The organism is Streptomyces sp. NPDC026673, assembly GCF_040638135.1.
Lineage (GTDB): Bacteria > Actinomycetota > Actinomycetes > Streptomycetales > Streptomycetaceae > Actinacidiphila.
In genome coordinates, this window is sequence record NZ_JBEZXR010000006.1 from 170,106 (window position 1) to 182,809 (window position 12,704).

Genomic DNA, 12,704 nt, shown 5'->3' on the forward strand with positions numbered 1-12,704 from the left:
GGTGACGGCCGCCGTCCGACGCCGTCACATCAGCGCGTCCCCGGTGGGACCGTCCCCGCTCCGCCCGTTCCCGGCAGGCGCGACCGCGGGTGCCTGCGCGCCGTACCCGGGGAGGAAGAGCCTGAGGGCGCACTGGTCCTCCGCCTCGACGTGCACCTCGCACCCCCAGTGGGCGCTCAGACGCCGGGCGACCTCGACCAGCCGGCGCCGTTCAGCGGGAGAGTAGGCGGGGAAGCGCACCCAGCCGCGCTCGGAGATCGTGCGGCCGAGCTCGTTGAAGAGCGTGGTCCGCGCGCGCTGCTCCTCCTCGTCCGTCAGCGGAGTCGGGTCGCCCTCACGGGGCACCAGCCGGACGTTGTACAGCTCTCGGGTCACAGCGCGGCTCGCAGTTCTGCTCGGTCGGACGCCCCGCAGGCTACCGCCGTGCGTCACCGGCACGGGCCTCGGGCGGTTCAGGGCCGCCCGCGGTGGACGACCGACGTCGCGGCGGAAGCCGGTGGCGCGGTCCGTCGAAGCGGTCCCCGGTGCCGGTCACACCATCATGTTCGGCAACGCCTACGCATCCGTATCCGCACCCGCCTCCGCCTTCGCCGACGCCATCGCGAGGAACCCCTCGTCGGTGTCGGTGTAGGAGGTCAGGGTCCATCCCGAGGACTCCAGCAGCGGGCCCAGGTTGGGCTCCGCCCGCAGATCGTCCGACGTCAGCTCGCGGCCCTGCCGGGCGGCCAGCGCCGCCCGGCCGATGGGGTGGAAGAGCGCGAGCCGCCCGCCGTTGCGGGTGACCCGGGCCAGCTCCCGCAGGCATGCCCGGGGGTCCGGCAGGTGCCCGATCAGCCCCGCGGCGAAAACGGCGTCCAGGGCGTCGTCCCGCAGCGGCAGGCGCGCGCAGTCCGCCAGGAGCAGGCCCCCGTACGCCCCGCGTCCGGCCCGTGCCGCCGCGGCCAGCATCTCGGGCGTCAGATCGGCGCCGAGGACCACCCCGGACGCTCCCACGCCCTCCCGCAGGAACGGCATCGCCCGTCCCGTGCCGCATCCCGCGTCGAGGACCGCCTGGCCTTCCCGCAGATCCAGTTCGGCCACACCGGCCCGGTAGGCGGGGGCGTCGTCGGGGTAGCGGGTCTCCCAGTCGGCGGCGCGGGCGGCGAAGAACGCGCGGATCTGCGCGGGATCGGTGTGCACGGTGGTCCACCTCCGGTTCGGGGCGCGCGCCGGGGCGCGCGGGACGCGGGGCATCATGGTCGCATGATCCCGTTCCGTTCCGTCGCCTTGTTCCTGCTTGCCGCGCTGCTGGAGATCGGCGGCGCCTGGCTGGTCTGGCAGGGTCTGCGCGAGCACCGCGGATGGGCGTGGGTCGGCGCCGGGGTCATCGCCCTGGGGCTGTACGGATGCGTGGCCACTCTGCAGCCGGACGCCGAGTTCGGCCGCATCCTGGCCGCCTACGGCGGGGTGTTCATCGCGGGCTCGCTCCTGTGGGGTGTGGTGGCGGACGGCTACCGTCCGGACCGCTACGACGTCGTGGGCGCCCTGGTGTGCCTGGTGGGCGTGGGAATCATCATGTATGCGCCACGCAGCGGCTGAAACACGCTTCCTGTGTGCAGGTTCGTGCCGCAGGCGATCGTTGTGCACCGCATCTGGAAACCACGTTGTCAAATAGCGCAGGGTTCCGTCATGGCCCGGGCCTGTGACCACCCCCGGCACTAGCGTCCCGGGGCCATGGGACACATCGACCACGCTGCCTTCGGCTGGCTGACCCCGCTGCTCTCGTACGCCATGGCGTGCGTCGGGGCCGCGCTCGGGCTGCGCTGCACCGTACGGGCCCTGGCCGCGACCGGCCGCTCCCGGCGCAACTGGCTGATCACCGCCGCGAGCGCCCTTGGCACCGGCATCTGGACGATGCATTTCGTCGCCATGCTCGGCTTCGGCGTCTCGGGCACCGAGATCCGCTACAACGTCCCCCTGACCGTCCTCAGCCTCGCCGTCGCCATGCTCGTCGTCGGCCTCGGCGTCTTCGCCGTCGGCTACGGCGGGGGCCGCCTGCGGGCCCTGGCGATCGGCGGACTCACCACCGGCCTCGGCGTGGCGAGCATGCACTACCTGGGCATGGCGGCCGTACGCCTGCACGGCGAGGTCTCCTACGATCCCTGGCGCGTGGCGCTCTCCGTCGTCATCGCCGTCGCCGCAGCCACCGCCGCCCTGTGGGCCGCGCTCACCCTCCACCGGCCCGTGGTCGTCGCCGGCGCCTCCCTGGTGATGGGCGCGGCGGTCAGCAGCATGCACTACACCGGGATGCTCGCCGTGCACGTCCGAGTCCGGCCCTCGGCGGACGCGCTGCCCGGCGCCGGTGCGACCGCCTTCCTCTTCCCCCTCATCGTCGGCCTCGGCTCCTACCTCTTCCTCACCTCCGCCTTCGTCGCGCTCTCCCCCACGGCGAGGGAACGCATCGCCTCCGCGACGGCCCAGCGCGTCGGTGAGGGGGCCGCATGACGCCGCCACGCGGCCGCAGGGCGCACGCCGGACTCCCCGCGGACGAGGAAGTGCCCTACGGCTCCGCGTCCGGCGCGGGCGGCGGCGCGGAGGGACGGCTCAGCCTGAGGCCCAGGACCGTGCGCGCGAAGATCGTGTCCGTCCTCATGGTGCCCGTGGTCTCGCTGATGGCGCTGTGGGCCTTCGCCGCCGTCACCACGGCCCAGGACATCTCCGGCCGGCTGCGGGCCCAGCGGGTAGCAGAAACGATCCGTGAACCCGTCGCCGCCACCGTGGGCACCCTGCAGGCCGAACGCCGCGCCGCCGCCCGCTACCTGGCCCGGCCGAACGCCGCGGCCGCCGCCGAACTGGACAGGAGCGCCACGGCCACGGACCGCGCCATGGCCCGGCTGCGCCTGGGCGGCGACCACACCGTCGCCGACGGTACCGGCCTGCCCGGTGCCGCGGCCGAGCGCGTCCGCGCCTTCGTCGGCGACGTGGAGCGGCTGCGCAGACTCCGCCCCGGTATCACCCAGGACGGTGCGGACTGGCAGCAGACCTACCGCGCCTACACCGACGCCGTGACCGACGGCTTCGCGATCGGCGGCGCCCTTGCGACGTCCCGCGGCGAGCGCGCCGCCCTGGACATCGGCCGTGCCGCCGAACAACTCTCCCGCGAGGACGCCCTGCTCTCCGCGGCAGCCCTCAACCGGGATCTGCCGACGGCCCGTTACCGTGACCTCAGCGGTGCCGTCACCGCCCGCCGCGTCCTGCTCGCGGGCTCCGCGGCCGACCTCGGCGGCGGCAGCCGGGCCTCCTGGGAGCGGCTCGCCCGCTCCACCCGGTACACGGACCTCGAGGCCATGGAGGACGCGGTCCTCGACGCCGGACCGGGCAAGGCGGCGATGGGCGGCGTGGATCCCGCCTCCTGGGACCGGGCCGCCGGGCAGGTGCTGTCGGACCTGGGAAAGGTCGCCACGGCGGCCACCCCCTCCGACCGGCCCATCGAGCGCGGCCTGCTGAGCACCTCGGGCATCGCCGTTCTGCTGGGCCTCCTCGCCGTCGTCGCCTCCCTCCTCATCTCCGTCAGGATCGGCCGCGGCCTCGTCGTCGAACTGGTCGGCCTGCGCAACACCGCGCTCGAACTGGCCCGCCGCAAACTGCCGCGTGCCATGCGCCGGCTCCGCGCCGGCGAGGAGATCGACCTCGACAAGGAGGCACCGCCCGGCAGGCACGGCGGCGACGAGATCGGACAGGTGGCCGAGGCCCTGGCCACCGTGCAGCGCGCCGCGCTGCGGGCCGCCGCGGAACGCGCCGAACTGGTCAGCGGTGTCTCGGGCGTCTTCGTCAACCTCGCCCGGCGCAGCCAGGTGCTGGTGCACCGTCAGCTCGCGCTGCTCGACAGCATGGAACGCCGTACCGAGGACCCGGGCGAGCTCGAGGACCTGTTCAAGCTCGACCACCTCACGACCCGCATGCGGCGGCACGCCGAAGGTCTGATCATCCTCTCCGGGGCGGCTCCCGGCCGCGCCTGGAGCAAGCCCGTACCCCTCACCAATGTGGTGCGCGCCGCCGTCGCCGAGGTCGAGGACTACGCCCGCGTCGAGGTGCGGCGGCTCCCCCTCGCGGCCGTCGTGGGCTCCGCTGTCGCCGACCTCACCCACCTCATCGCCGAACTCGTCGAGAACGCGACCCAGTTCTCGCCCCCACACACCAAGGTGCGCGTCTACGGCGAGCAGGTGGGCAACGGCTACGCCCTGGAGATCGAGGACCGCGGGCTCGGCATGGGTAAGGAGGCGATCGCCGAAGCCAACCGGCGCATCGCGCGCACCCAGGCGCTCGATCTGTTCGACAGCGACCGGCTCGGCCTGTTCGTCGTCAGCCGGCTCGCCCGGCGGCACGACGTCAGGGTCTCCCTGCGGCCCTCCCCGTACGGCGGGACCACGGCCGTCGTCCTGCTGCCCACCGCCTTGCTCGACATGAGGGCACCCGAAGCCCGCTCCTCGCGGGGAGCCGGGACGGAGGGCGCGGCGTCCGGCCCGCACGGACCCCGCCAGGGGTCCGCGGAGGTCCTCCCCACGGGATCGGCCTCCCCGCGTGGCGACGGCGACGGGCCGCCGCGCTCCTCCGCACCCCGGCCGGTTCCCGTGCCGGAGCCCGTGGCGGTCCCCGCACCCGCGGCGGGCCCCGCTCCCGGCCTCGCCACCGCGCAAGCACCCGCCGCCACGCAGGCATCCGCCACCGCGCAGGCACCCGCACCCTCGCCCGCCGACGGCGGCAGCCGGCTTCCGCGCCGCGTGAGACGCGCGAGCCTCGCCCCGCAGTTGCTGGAGCCCCCCGCACGGAAGCACGCCACGGAGCACGGGGAAAACGGCCGCGCCATACCCGAGCGCTCGGCGGAGCAGGCCCGCGCGACGATGGCCGCCTTCCGCCGCGGCTGGGTCCGTGGCGGCGGCGCCGGAGCCCGTGACATCGCCGACGGCGAACCCGCCCTCCCGCGTCCCCTGAGGGCGGCACCGCCGCCCGGCGCCGGCCCCGGACCCGGCCGGCCGGGCCACCACGACGGTCCGCACACGACGCCGGAGGACGGCGGCCAGGACGAGGGCCGCGGCCCCGGCCGGGCATCCCGCGAAGGAGAGCACGGATGATCGACGCAACGAACCGGTCCGGTGAACTGGACTGGCTGCTGGACGACCTCACCGACCGGGTGGCGCACGTGCGCCATGCCGTGGTGCTGTCCGGGGACGGCCTGGCCGTGGGCTCCTCGCGCGGGCTGAGCCGTGAGGACGCCGAGCACCTGGCGGCCGTCGCCTCGGGCTTCCACAGCCTCGCCAAGGGCGCCGGACGCCACTTCGAGGCCGGTGAGGTCCGGCAGACCATGGTCGAACTCGACCACGGCTTCCTTTTTGTGGCAGCCGCGGGCGAGGGCTCGTGCCTCGCGGTGTTCACCGCCGCGGGCGCCGATGTCGGCATGATCGCCTACGAGATGGCCAGGCTGGTCAAGCGCGTGGGCGAGCACCTGCACACCCCGCCGCGCCTGGGCACCGCCGGTCCCGCCGCCGGCTGACCGGGCGCGGGGGTGAAGAACGCTCGGCAGCCGCGAGAGCCCGGCGGCCACTGGTACGACGACGAGGCCGGGCCCGTCGTACGCCCGTACGCGATGACCGGCGGCCGCACCCGGCCCGGCACGGCGGTCGCCGCCCTCGACCTGATCGCCCAGGTGCTCGCCGAACCCGGCGCCGCCGACGATCCCACGCTCGAACCCGAGCACACCGCGTTGCTCGCGTTGTGCCGGGACGAGCCCCTGTCGGTCGCGGAGCTCGCCGCCGACGCCGACCTGCCGGTGGGTGTCGTACGCGTCCTGCTCGGCGACCTCATGGCGCTCGGCAGCGTACGGGTGCGTACGCCCGTACCGCCGGCGCAACTCCCCGACGAGCGCATCCTGCGAGAGGTGATCAATGGACTCCGGGCACTCTGAGACGCCGGTCATGGCCCTGAAGATCCTCATCGCGGGGGGCTTCGGGGTCGGCAAGACCACCATGGTGGGCGCGGTGAGCGAGATCCGGCCGCTGCGCACCGAGGAGCAACTGACCGAGGCCGGGCGCCATGTGGACGACACCGGGGGAGTGGAGCGGAAGACCACGACCACGGTGGCGATGGACTTCGGCCGGATCACCATTCGGGCCGGCCTGTCGCTCTACCTGTTCGGCACCCCGGGACAGGACCGCTTCTGGTTCCTCTGGGACGAGCTGTCACAAGGGGCGCTCGGCGCTGTGGTGCTCGCCGACACCCGCCGCCTGGAGGAGTGCTTCCCGGCGGTGGACTTCTTCGAGCACCGGAAGATCCCGTTCGCCGTCGCCGTCAACCGCTTCCCCGGTTCGCACGAGCACCTGCCGGAGGACATCGCCCGCGCCCTGGACCTCCAGGACGGCACCCCCGTGGTCCTGTGCGACGCGCGGGACCGCGCATCGGGCAAGGAGGTGCTGATCTCCCTTGTGGAGCACGCCGGACGCATGCACGCGGCCCGCCTCCTGGAGTCCGTGCGCTGACCGATCGCGGACGAGCGGGGCACCCTAGCAGAACGGCGCCGCCGATGAAGAAATTCAGAGTGCATTGAGAGGGCGGGGAATCCGGTGCGTACAGGTGGCCAGACGGGGCGCACGGGCCCCGACGCCCCTACCGCGCAAGGAGTCCAGATGCACAAGCGGATCGGTGCCGCAGTCGCCGGAACGGCCGCTGCCCTCCTCCTCGTCACCGCCTGCGGCGGGTCGAACGGCTACAACCAGGCGAGCAGCGTGGCGCCGGCGGCCCAGCAGCAGAACGCGGCCCAGTCGGCCACCGCGCAGCCGGGCTCCGCGGGCGACTACGGGTCCGACAGCGAGACCTCGGCGGATGCCTCCTCGGGCACCGACGACGGCTACACCGGCGGCGACGAGGGCTCCGACAGCGGCAGCGCGGACGCCGCCTCCGACAAGAAGTGGCCCATCCTCTCCGTCGTCAACGACGCCAAGCTGGGCGACATCCTGGTCGACTCCAAGGGCCGCACCCTGTACCGCTTCGACAAGGACACCGACTGGCCGATGGTCTCCAACTGCACCGGCGAGTGCCTGAAGAAGTGGCCGGCGGCCAAGCCCGTCACCAAGGCGCAGGCCGAGGCCGCAGGTCTCAACCCCAAGCTCGTCAGCACCTACACCCGGCCCGACGGCACCAAGCAACTGTCGTACAACTGCTGGCCCGTCTACTGGTTCGCCGGCGACACCAAGCCCGGTGACACCAACGGCCACGGTGTGGGCGGCACCTGGTGGGCCATGGGCGCCAACGGCAAGAAGGCCAACGGGGGCAAGCCGATCCGCTGACCCGGGCGGGCGGCGGGCGCCCCGCGCTCAGTCCGCCACACCGGACTCGGCGAGCACCTTGTCGACCCGCACCCGCACCAGGAGTTCACCGGGCACCCCATTGCGCGCCCCGAACTCCTCGGCGAGGTCCTCGCCCATGTAGCGGGCGGCGATCCGGGTGGCCCACTCCCGCAGCGGGCCGGGATCCTCGCTCACCTCGGCCCGACCCTGCACCACCACATACGCGAACGGCGGCCGGTCATCGTCCACGCACAGGGCGACCCGGCCGTCGCGCGTGATGTTGCGGCCCTTGACCGTTTCCTTCCCCGTGTTGAACACGATGTCGTCCCCGTCGAGCAGGAACCAGATGGGCGCGACATGGGGCGTGCCGTCCGCCCGCGTGGTCGCGAGCTTCCCGGTGCGCGTCCCGGCGGACACGAAGGCCCGCCACTCTTCCTCGGTCATCCTGTGTCCCATGCCCCCATCCTGCCCCGGAAGGCGGCGGACGGCCTCAGGACCCGCTGGAGGGATGTGGCGGCTCCGCCTCCTGGTACAGCGGTACGTCCACCCGCCCCCGTCGCAGCAGACGGCGCCACCGCACCGGGTCGTACTCCTGCGGCGAGGTGGCGGCGAGGAAGTCCTCCAGCACCTCCACGAAACGCTCGGGCGCGTCATGGTGCGGAAAATGCCCCGCGTCCTCGAACAGCTCCAGCCGGCTGCCCGGCATCGCGGTGTGCGCCGTCAGAGCGTGGCGCACCGGGATCACCCCGTCGTGCTCGCCCCACACGATGAGGGTGGGCAGGCCCGCCGTCAGATAGCTGCGGTCCATCATGGTGATGACCTGGCCCCGCAGATCCACGCCGGCCCGCAGGGTGCGCAGAAACGCCTGGCGCGCCATGGAGCTGTCCAGCGTGAGATAGCGCTCGAGGACGTAGTCGAAGTCGTGCCGGCCCAGGCCGAGCCCTCCGGTGTTGCGCAGCACAGGGGCGAGCATCCGCAACGCCCTGCGCACGGGGGGCGAGGTGGCCAGGGGCAGCGTCAGTTCGGAGCCGGGTCCCGCGGCCAGCCGCAGCAGCGGATGTACCTCGGGCCCCAGGCCGCCGCCGCCCACGATCACCAGGCGTTCGCAGCGCTCCGGGAACTGGTAGGCGAACTGCATCGCGACGCCCGCGCCCAGCGAGTGGCCCACGACCGACACCCGGTCGACGTCCAGCACGCCCAGCAGGTCGCGCATGCCGCACGCGTAGGCGGCCACCGCGTAGTCCGCACGCGGCCGCTCGCTGTCGCCGTGCCCCAGCAGGTCGGGCGCGATGACCGTGTGGCGGCGCCCCAGCAGGGGCAGGATGTGCGCCCATGTCGCCGACGAGTCGCCGAGGCCGTGGATCAGCAGCAGCGGCGGACCGCTGCCGCCCAGCCGGAACGCACGCCGGTAGCCGTGGATGTCGCGGTGGACCAGAGGAACGCCCTGCGAGCCGTCCTCCGCGTCCGGGGCGGGACCGTAGACCCGGCGCACGACCTGTCCCCGTTCCATGCGTCCAGCGTGCGACAGCGGGGTTACCCCCGCAATGCCGCACCGTTAGGGCGACGTGAACGCGCTTGCGCCGGTTGCGGCGGCCTCGACGCGCCCTCGTGCCCGGTGCTCCCCTGCGTCCCGGGGAAAAGGGATTGTGAGATGTCACAGTCGGCGCCTCAAAGGGACCCTTCCTGGGCCAGACTGTGCGCCTCCCCATCGAACCCATGGTCGACCGAGGACCTGACGCATGCGCCTGCGCCCCCGCACCATCCGCACGCAACTCGTGGCACTCCTCCTGGTGCCGCTGCTCTCGCTGGCGGGTCTGTGGACATACAGCACCTTCACCTCGGTGCGCGGGGGATTCGCCCTCATGGGGATCGCCGACACCTATCGCTACTACGGCACCCCTGCCGACGACCTCGGCCGCGCCCTGCAGGTCGAGCGGCGCCTTGCCGTCGCCTATGTGGCGTCCGACGGCGCGACCGGCGGGGCCGAACTCAAACGCAGCGAGCGCGCCAGCGACACTCTGCTCACCATCGTCCGCGACCACGCGCGAGAGCAGGCGCAGGGCGCCGGCCTCGACCTCACCCAGCGGCGGCGGCTCACCGAGCTGATCACCGCGGCGAAGGACCTCGAACCGCTGCGCCAGGACGTCCGGCAGCGCGACATCGGCTGGTCGATGACGCTGCACCGCTACTCGGCTGTGATCGACCCCATTTTCCGGCTCCGGGGAGCGCTCGTCGCCCTGCAGAGCGGCGAGGTCGCCCGGCAGGGCGGTTTCGTCATCGAGCTCGTACGGGCCAGGGAACTGCTCTCCCGCGAGGACGCGATGCTCACCGCGGCGCAGGTCGGCTCGCCCATGACGCCCAGTCAGTACCGCGAGTTCATCGGCACCATCGACGGCCGGAAGCTGCTGCACACCATCGTCGACCCGGAGTTGACGAAGGCCGCGAAGGAACGCCTCGACCAGTTCGAGGGAGGCAGCGTCGCCTGGACGCTGGACTCCATGGAGACCGCGGCCCGTTCGGCGGGTGCCGGGGACGTGGGCCTCGTCGTCTCCCGCGACCGCTGGCGCCAGAACGCCGACCGGGCGCTCGCCGAACTGAGCGACGTCAACGTCGAGGCCGCCCGCGAAGTGGGCGAGCAGGCTCGCGGCGACGGCATGGACGTCCTCGTGCGGACCGGTGCGGTGAGCCTCGCCGGACTGTTCCTCGTGATCCTGTCGGTCGTCGTCTCGCTGCTCATCGGACGGGGTATCGCCCGCAGACTCACCCTGCTGCGCAACCAGGCCCTGGAACTCTCCGGGAAACGCCTGCCCGAGGTGCTCCGCAGGCTGCGCGCCGGCGAGGAACTCGACGACGCCGCGGTGGCCCGCGCCGCGCCCGACCTGCGCTTCGGCGCCGACGAGGTCGGACAGGTGGGCCGGGCCTTCAACAACGCGCAGCGCGCGGCCGTGCAGGCGGCCGTGGACCAGGAGAAACTGCGTCGCGGCGTCGCCGCGGTCTTCACCAACCTGGCCCGCCGCAGCCAGGTGCTGCTGCACCGCCAGCTGACGCTCCTCGACGCCATGGAGCGCCGCTCGGGTGACCCGGCGGACCTGGAGGACCTCTTCCGCGTCGACCACATCGCCGTCCGCATGCGCCGGCACGCGGAGGGTCTGCTGATCCTCTCCGGCAACGCTCCCGGCCGTGCCTGGCGGCGCCCCGTCCGGCTCGCGGAGGTGGCGCGCGCCGCGGTCGGCGAGGTCGAGCACTACCAGCGGGTCACCGTACGGCGCATGCCCCGGGTGGCGTTGACCGGTCCCGCCGTCGCCGACGTCCTGCACCTGCTCGCGGAGCTGATCGACAACGCCACCGCCTTCTCGCCGCCCGACACCAAGGTCGAGGTGCGCGGAGAGACGGTCGCCGGCGGTTACGTCCTGGAGGTCGAGGACCGGGGCCTCGGGATGAGTCCCGAACGGCTCGCCCAGGCCAACAACGAACTCGGCGAGGCCGCCGCCGGGACCGACCTCCCCGAGACGGACCGCCTGGGCCTGTTCACCGTCGGCCGCCTCGCCGCCCGGCAGGGTGTGCGCGTCACGCTGCGCCGCGGCCGGTACGACGGTACGGTGGCCGTCGTGTTCGTCCCGCAGTCCGTACTCGTGGACGCCTCCGGTGACGACGCCGAAACCGGCGAGCAAGTGCTCCGCCCGCGCGCGGTGCCGGAGTCGGCCGGCCCCGACCGGGCCGACACGGCACCGCGAACACCCAGGCCGCGACGCGGACCGACCAGGCCGCGTGAGGACGGGCGCACCGGGACGGGGTTGCCGAAGCGGCAGCGGCAGGCCAGTCTCGTAGCGCAACTGAGGGACGACGCCGTGCACGAGAGCCCGGCCGAGTCACCCGGTGGGGGAACGGAAAGGGAACGATCTCCGGAGGAGGCTCGTTCCACCATCACGGCGTTCGCCCGCGGCCTGGCCCGCGGGAGGGACGCCGCAACACCGCAAGGGACAGCGGAGACCGGGGAGAACGGGGGATGACGGTGAGCAGTGGACTCACATGGCTGATGGACGATCTGACCGAGCGGGTGCCGCACGTCAGGCACGCGCTGGTGCTCTCCAGCGACGGTCTGGTGACCGGCGCGAGCACCAGTCTCGATCGCGCCACCGCCGAGCACCTGGCCGCCGTCTCGTCCGGGTTCCACAGCCTCGCCAAGGGCGCGGGACGGCACTTCGACGCGGGCGGCGTGCGGCAGACGATGGTCGAGTTCGACGACGGCTTCCTGTTCGTCACGGCGGCGGGCGAGGGCAGTTGCCTCTCCGTGCTCAGCGGCGTGCAGGCCGACGTCGGCCAGATCGCCTACGAGATGACCCTCATGGTCCACCGGGTCGGTGAACACCTCGGTGTCACGCCGCGCCGGCACGACGCGGCGGCCCCGGGGGAGTGATGAAGCATGAACCCGAGCCCGCCGGGAGACGAGGGCGCGCTCTGGTATGACGACGAGGCCGGTCCGATGGTGCGCGCCTACACCATCACCGGCGGTCGCACCCGGCCGGACTCCGACGGCGATGTCGATCTGATCGCCGTCATGGTCGCAGCGGTCGGCACGACCTCGGACGACGACCTCGACGAGGAACATCTGGGCCTCCTGGACCTGTGCCGGGAGGGACCGCTCACCGTGGCCGAACTGGCCGCGGAGGCCGATCTGGCGCTGGGCGTGGTCCGGGTACTGCTCGGCGACCTCCTGCGCGAGGGCCATCTGCGGGCCATCCGGCCGGTTCCCCCGGCGGAGCTGCCCGACGTGGGGCTGCTCAAGGACGTGATCGACGGCCTGCGCGCCTTGTGAGCCGGTTCGGCGGTCCGCCGGCCGGCGGCGATGTCGGCCATGGGGCGTAGCGTGACGGCATGGACGGGATCACATACGCCAGAGGGGACGCCACCGCGCCACAGGGCAAGGGCGTCAAGCTGATCGTCCACGTCTGCAACGATCTGGGCGGCTGGGGCAAGGGGTTCGTGCTCGCACTCTCCCGCCGCTGGCCGGAGCCCGAGACGGCGTACCGGCGTTGGCACCGGGAGCGCGCGGGGAACGACTTCGGCCTCGGCGCCGTCCAGTTCGTGCGCGTCGGCGAGTGGGTGTGGGTGGCCAACCTGATCGGCCAGCACGGCATGCGCACGGGCAGCAAGGGCGTGCCGGTGCGGTACGAGGCGATCGACACGGGACTGTCCGCGGTGGCGGGCAAGGCCCGGGAGCTGGGCGCGTCCGTGCACATGCCGCGCATCGGCTGCGGCCTCGCGGGCGGACGGTGGGAGCGCGTGGCGCCCTTGATCGAGGAGCGGCTCGTACGCGAGGGGATCGCCGTGACGGTGTACGACCACGGGGGGTGACGCGGAGTTATCCACAGGCCCCCGCGGATG

Annotated in this window: 15 protein-coding genes; 11 read left to right on the forward strand and 4 right to left on the reverse strand. The window is 73.3% G+C overall.

Annotation, left to right across the window (positions count from 1 at the left end; translation table 11 throughout):
* Positions 1 to 24 precede the first annotated feature (24 nt).
* Complete coding sequence (locus AB0F62_RS07600) at positions 25 to 375, reverse strand: hypothetical protein (protein WP_361793287.1); 351 nt, start codon at positions 373 to 375, stop codon at positions 25 to 27.
* Positions 376 to 555: 180 nt separating this feature from the next.
* A complete protein-coding gene (locus tag AB0F62_RS07605) occupies positions 556 to 1,179 on the reverse strand; it encodes a class I SAM-dependent methyltransferase (protein WP_361793290.1) in 624 nt (207 codons plus the stop codon).
* Positions 1,180 to 1,242: 63 nt separating this feature from the next.
* Between AB0F62_RS07605 and AB0F62_RS07610 the strand changes: the two genes are divergently transcribed.
* The 7 genes from AB0F62_RS07610 to AB0F62_RS07640 all read left to right on the forward strand — a co-directional run bounded on the left by AB0F62_RS07610 (position 1,243) and on the right by AB0F62_RS07640 (position 7,319).
* Complete coding sequence (locus AB0F62_RS07610) at positions 1,243 to 1,578, forward strand: YnfA family protein (protein ID WP_361793293.1); 336 nt, start codon at positions 1,243 to 1,245, stop codon at positions 1,576 to 1,578.
* Between the two features lie 135 nt (positions 1,579 to 1,713).
* Positions 1,714 to 2,484 carry an MHYT domain-containing protein gene (locus AB0F62_RS07615; RefSeq protein ID WP_361793296.1) on the forward strand — a complete coding sequence of 257 codons (771 nt, stop codon included), beginning with the start codon at positions 1,714 to 1,716 and terminating at the stop codon, positions 2,482 to 2,484.
* The gene (locus AB0F62_RS07620; protein ID WP_361793299.1) at positions 2,481 to 5,111 is read left to right on the forward strand and encodes an ATP-binding protein; all 2,631 of its coding nucleotides are present in this window, start codon (positions 2,481 to 2,483) and stop codon (positions 5,109 to 5,111) included. Before AB0F62_RS07615 ends, AB0F62_RS07620 begins: the two co-directional genes overlap by 4 nt.
* Complete coding sequence (locus tag AB0F62_RS07625) at positions 5,108 to 5,530, forward strand: roadblock/LC7 domain-containing protein (protein WP_361793302.1); 423 nt, start codon at positions 5,108 to 5,110, stop codon at positions 5,528 to 5,530. Before AB0F62_RS07620 ends, AB0F62_RS07625 begins: the two co-directional genes overlap by 4 nt.
* Positions 5,531 to 5,542: 12 nt before the next feature.
* Complete coding sequence (locus tag AB0F62_RS07630; protein ID WP_361793305.1) at positions 5,543 to 5,941, forward strand: DUF742 domain-containing protein; 399 nt, start codon at positions 5,543 to 5,545, stop codon at positions 5,939 to 5,941.
* Complete coding sequence (locus tag AB0F62_RS07635) at positions 5,922 to 6,512, forward strand: ATP/GTP-binding protein (protein ID WP_361793308.1); 591 nt, start codon at positions 5,922 to 5,924, stop codon at positions 6,510 to 6,512. Before AB0F62_RS07630 ends, AB0F62_RS07635 begins: the two co-directional genes overlap by 20 nt.
* A 147-nt stretch (positions 6,513 to 6,659) precedes the next feature.
* Entirely contained in the window at positions 6,660 to 7,319 is a 660-nt protein-coding gene (locus tag AB0F62_RS07640) for a hypothetical protein (protein ID WP_361793311.1), read from the forward strand.
* Positions 7,320 to 7,346: 27 nt separating this feature from the next.
* Here AB0F62_RS07640 and AB0F62_RS07645 read toward each other — a convergent pair whose 3' ends face one another.
* Together AB0F62_RS07645 and AB0F62_RS07650 are read right to left on the reverse strand one after the other, a co-directional pair.
* On the reverse strand, positions 7,347 to 7,775 hold the full coding sequence (locus AB0F62_RS07645; RefSeq protein WP_361793314.1) for a PPOX class F420-dependent oxidoreductase: 429 nt from the start codon (positions 7,773 to 7,775) through the stop codon (positions 7,347 to 7,349).
* Positions 7,776 to 7,809: 34 nt separating this feature from the next.
* Entirely contained in the window at positions 7,810 to 8,829 is a 1,020-nt protein-coding gene (locus tag AB0F62_RS07650; RefSeq protein ID WP_361793317.1) for an alpha/beta hydrolase, read from the reverse strand.
* Between the two features lie 229 nt (positions 8,830 to 9,058).
* On the opposite strand from AB0F62_RS07650, the gene AB0F62_RS07655 reads away from it, so the two are divergent.
* The 4 genes from AB0F62_RS07655 to AB0F62_RS07670 are packed head-to-tail and all read left to right on the forward strand — an operon-like array spanning position 9,059 to position 12,674.
* Positions 9,059 to 11,329 (forward strand): nitrate- and nitrite sensing domain-containing protein, encoded by a 2,271-nt coding sequence (locus AB0F62_RS07655; RefSeq protein ID WP_361793320.1) that lies wholly within the window; start codon positions 9,059 to 9,061, stop codon positions 11,327 to 11,329.
* Positions 11,326 to 11,736 (forward strand): roadblock/LC7 domain-containing protein, encoded by a 411-nt coding sequence (locus AB0F62_RS07660; RefSeq protein WP_361793323.1) that lies wholly within the window; start codon positions 11,326 to 11,328, stop codon positions 11,734 to 11,736. Before AB0F62_RS07655 ends, AB0F62_RS07660 begins: the two co-directional genes overlap by 4 nt.
* A 6-nt stretch (positions 11,737 to 11,742) precedes the next feature.
* Positions 11,743 to 12,135 carry a DUF742 domain-containing protein gene (locus AB0F62_RS07665; RefSeq protein ID WP_361793326.1) on the forward strand — a complete coding sequence of 131 codons (393 nt, stop codon included), beginning with the start codon at positions 11,743 to 11,745 and terminating at the stop codon, positions 12,133 to 12,135.
* A gap of 59 nt (positions 12,136 to 12,194) precedes the next feature.
* Positions 12,195 to 12,674 carry a macro domain-containing protein gene (locus tag AB0F62_RS07670; protein ID WP_361793329.1) on the forward strand — a complete coding sequence of 160 codons (480 nt, stop codon included), beginning with the start codon at positions 12,195 to 12,197 and terminating at the stop codon, positions 12,672 to 12,674.
* The last annotated feature ends 30 nt before the right edge of the window (positions 12,675 to 12,704 follow it).

What these genes read in the sequence shown, in the direction of transcription:
- AB0F62_RS07610 (WP_361793293.1), top strand. Translation starts at nt 1,243, where the DNA reads ATGATCCCGTTCCGTTCCGTCGCCTTGTTCCTGCTTGCCGCGCTGCTG.
- AB0F62_RS07615 (WP_361793296.1), top strand. Translation starts at nt 1,714, where the DNA reads ATGGGACACATCGACCACGCTGCCTTCGGCTGGCTGACCCCGCTGCTC.
- AB0F62_RS07620 (WP_361793299.1), top strand. Translation starts at nt 2,481, where the DNA reads ATGACGCCGCCACGCGGCCGCAGGGCGCACGCCGGACTCCCCGCGGAC.
- AB0F62_RS07625 (WP_361793302.1), top strand. Translation starts at nt 5,108, where the DNA reads ATGATCGACGCAACGAACCGGTCCGGTGAACTGGACTGGCTGCTGGAC.
- AB0F62_RS07635 (WP_361793308.1), top strand. Translation starts at nt 5,922, where the DNA reads ATGGACTCCGGGCACTCTGAGACGCCGGTCATGGCCCTGAAGATCCTC.
- AB0F62_RS07640 (WP_361793311.1), top strand. Translation starts at nt 6,660, where the DNA reads ATGCACAAGCGGATCGGTGCCGCAGTCGCCGGAACGGCCGCTGCCCTC.
- AB0F62_RS07645 (WP_361793314.1), bottom strand. Translation starts at nt 7,775, where the DNA reads ATGGGACACAGGATGACCGAGGAAGAGTGGCGGGCCTTCGTGTCCGCC.
- AB0F62_RS07650 (WP_361793317.1), bottom strand. Translation starts at nt 8,829, where the DNA reads ATGGAACGGGGACAGGTCGTGCGCCGGGTCTACGGTCCCGCCCCGGAC.
- AB0F62_RS07655 (WP_361793320.1), top strand. Translation starts at nt 9,059, where the DNA reads ATGCGCCTGCGCCCCCGCACCATCCGCACGCAACTCGTGGCACTCCTC.
- AB0F62_RS07660 (WP_361793323.1), top strand. Translation starts at nt 11,326, where the DNA reads ATGACGGTGAGCAGTGGACTCACATGGCTGATGGACGATCTGACCGAG.
- AB0F62_RS07665 (WP_361793326.1), top strand. Translation starts at nt 11,743, where the DNA reads ATGAACCCGAGCCCGCCGGGAGACGAGGGCGCGCTCTGGTATGACGAC.
- AB0F62_RS07670 (WP_361793329.1), top strand. Translation starts at nt 12,195, where the DNA reads ATGGACGGGATCACATACGCCAGAGGGGACGCCACCGCGCCACAGGGC.